Below are 1,852 nucleotides of genomic sequence, written 5' to 3' on the forward strand. Positions count from 1 at the left end.
TTGCATCAATTCCTGCCCGTGCCAAAATTCGAATAACCCTATCTGCCCGCAAATGGACACGCCGTGCGATATCTGCCTGCGTCATACCGCCTTGCGCTAACATGATCACTGATTCTTCCTGCTTTGTCGCGTCATCTGTATAGGTTTCTTTAACACCGTAGTATTCCCGCATAGCATTAATCTGTTCGGCCGTATCTTCGCCGATATCACCAGGTGCCCCAGTATCAGACTGATTGCGAATTGCAAACTCTTCTGCACTCACTACTCGCTTAATACGCATTGGTTCTGGGATAAATGGCATACCCACATCAACCTTACGACTATCTGAATGCCTAATCGTGTAGTTATTCTTGAGCCACCGATGCACCTGTGATCTGTAATCGTCGACATAATATATCTTTTTGGAAAACTCCCCTATCAAAGCAAACATATCTAATCACCCGTCTTGATGAAGACACCGTCAACGATCTTGCCCGTCCGGTCCTTGATAGTCATATAGGCTTCCTTGATGGCGTCCTCGATAGAAAATCCGTTCTGCATGGCGAAAATCGTCATCACCACGTACATGTCGCCGAGGGAATCGATGACCTGCTCGCGGCGTTGCTTATTGAAGCCTTCTGACAGTTCCCCCAGTTCTTCCATCAGCTTGATAAGTTGCTTGTCTGGCTCCGCTGTGTCCAGACCACGGGCAATCGCCCACGCTTCAATGCTCTTCGTATAATTCATTTTTCTGCCTCCTTTCCCGCTGCTAATTCCTGAATGACTTCGTTGTATCTTGCGGGTATCTCTGTTGATTCAATGTGATTTTGTTCAGGTTCTAGCCATTGTCGAATATCAAATTCTTGTTCAACGTCTTTGCTGTGTGGCATCACATTCACTGTGCTGAAATGCAAATAGTCGTCTTCATCGTTTTGAATGAAATATACTTGTCTAGCAGCACGTGTCAGACTGTCACCATGAACAATTGTTGCGTTCATGCCGCGAATGGCGCAGTTGAATATTAGAAACGGCAACGTACTGTCGCCAAGCTCTTCCAAATGATAAAAATACATGCTTGGCTGGTAGTCCCACGGCTTGTGCTTCAAACGGTCTTGTTGCCATCGTTGAATCATCATTGATCCAGTCCCAGCCGCGACCTCGTAATACTCGCTACTGTCACTCGATCCAACGAGCATGTTCACGAGCTTGCTGATACTCTCCGGAGTGAAATCTTGTTTCTTGTCTTTTCGGTCAGCTTGAACACTCATGAAATATTCTGAGAACCAGTCATGTGATACGTCTGTACTGACATCTAGGAATTGCTTAAAAATCCTGTTACGCTTTTGCTGATCCATGACAATCTTCATCAGTGCTGCTGGGGCTTGTTGAGCTTCACGGACACCCAACAGTTTGTGAACGACATCTGCTGTGAATTTGGTCATCATTTGGCTGCCTCCATATTGGCATTAAGCCAGTCAACAAATGGTTTGAGATTTTCAGCTGATACATTAAATATTGATGTGTTCCCGTCCTGGATTGTGCCTGGACCGTCAAACAACGTGACGCCAACATCAGTGAACGTTGCTCTAAAATTTTCGCCATCAAATCCAAAATTGCTTGGCAAGATTAAACGTCATTGTCACCAAATGTAAATTTTAGTTTAGTCATTAACTCGTTAAATTCGTCTTCTTCCATCGGAAATCCTTCTGGCGCCAAATCGATGTACATACCTTTAAATTCCGCTGTGATAATTTTTGTCGCCGTAATATAATCGATCATTCGTCTGCCTCCACAATTTTAGTGCGTCCTCTGCCGATCGCGCCACGCCGTATAAAACCGGATACTGCTTGATAAACTCGGCGAATTTCTTCTG

The 1,852-nt window shown here is 45.0% G+C and carries 5 protein-coding genes; all 5 read right to left on the reverse strand.

The window, feature by feature from the left end; genetic code table 11:
* On the reverse strand, positions 1-367 hold a 367-nt coding region (locus JCM17471_RS13050), incomplete at its 3' end, for a hypothetical protein (RefSeq protein WP_156321727.1).
* A 65-nt stretch (positions 368-432) separates the two neighbouring features.
* Positions 433-726 (reverse strand): MazG-like family protein, encoded by a 294-nt coding sequence (locus JCM17471_RS13055; protein WP_054778162.1) that lies wholly within the window; start codon positions 724-726, stop codon positions 433-435.
* Complete coding sequence (locus tag JCM17471_RS13060) at positions 723-1,424, reverse strand: N-6 DNA methylase (RefSeq protein ID WP_054778163.1); 702 nt, start codon at positions 1,422-1,424, stop codon at positions 723-725. The genes JCM17471_RS13055 and JCM17471_RS13060 overlap by 4 nt, the downstream gene beginning before the upstream one ends.
* Positions 1,421-1,603 (reverse strand): hypothetical protein, encoded by a 183-nt coding sequence (locus JCM17471_RS13065; RefSeq protein WP_054778164.1) that lies wholly within the window; start codon positions 1,601-1,603, stop codon positions 1,421-1,423. The genes JCM17471_RS13060 and JCM17471_RS13065 overlap by 4 nt, the downstream gene beginning before the upstream one ends.
* A gap of 2 nt (positions 1,604-1,605) precedes the next feature.
* Positions 1,606-1,758: a hypothetical protein gene (locus JCM17471_RS14330; RefSeq protein ID WP_156321728.1), complete on the reverse strand. Its 153-nt coding sequence runs from the start codon at positions 1,756-1,758 to the stop codon at positions 1,606-1,608.
* Positions 1,759-1,852 lie beyond the last annotated feature (94 nt).

The sequence above is a fragment of the Lacticaseibacillus saniviri JCM 17471 = DSM 24301 genome, assembly GCF_001311785.1.
GTDB lineage: Bacteria > Bacillota > Bacilli > Lactobacillales > Lactobacillaceae > Lacticaseibacillus > Lacticaseibacillus saniviri.

Excerpts from the sequence above, each read along its gene's own strand:
- JCM17471_RS13060 (WP_054778163.1), bottom strand. The coding sequence starts at position 1,424 with ATGATGACCAAATTCACAGCAGATGTCGTTCACAAACTGTTGGGTGTC.
- JCM17471_RS13055 (WP_054778162.1), bottom strand. The coding sequence starts at position 726 with ATGAATTATACGAAGAGCATTGAAGCGTGGGCGATTGCCCGTGGTCTG.
- JCM17471_RS14330 (WP_156321728.1), bottom strand. The coding sequence starts at position 1,758 with ATGATCGATTATATTACGGCGACAAAAATTATCACAGCGGAATTTAAA.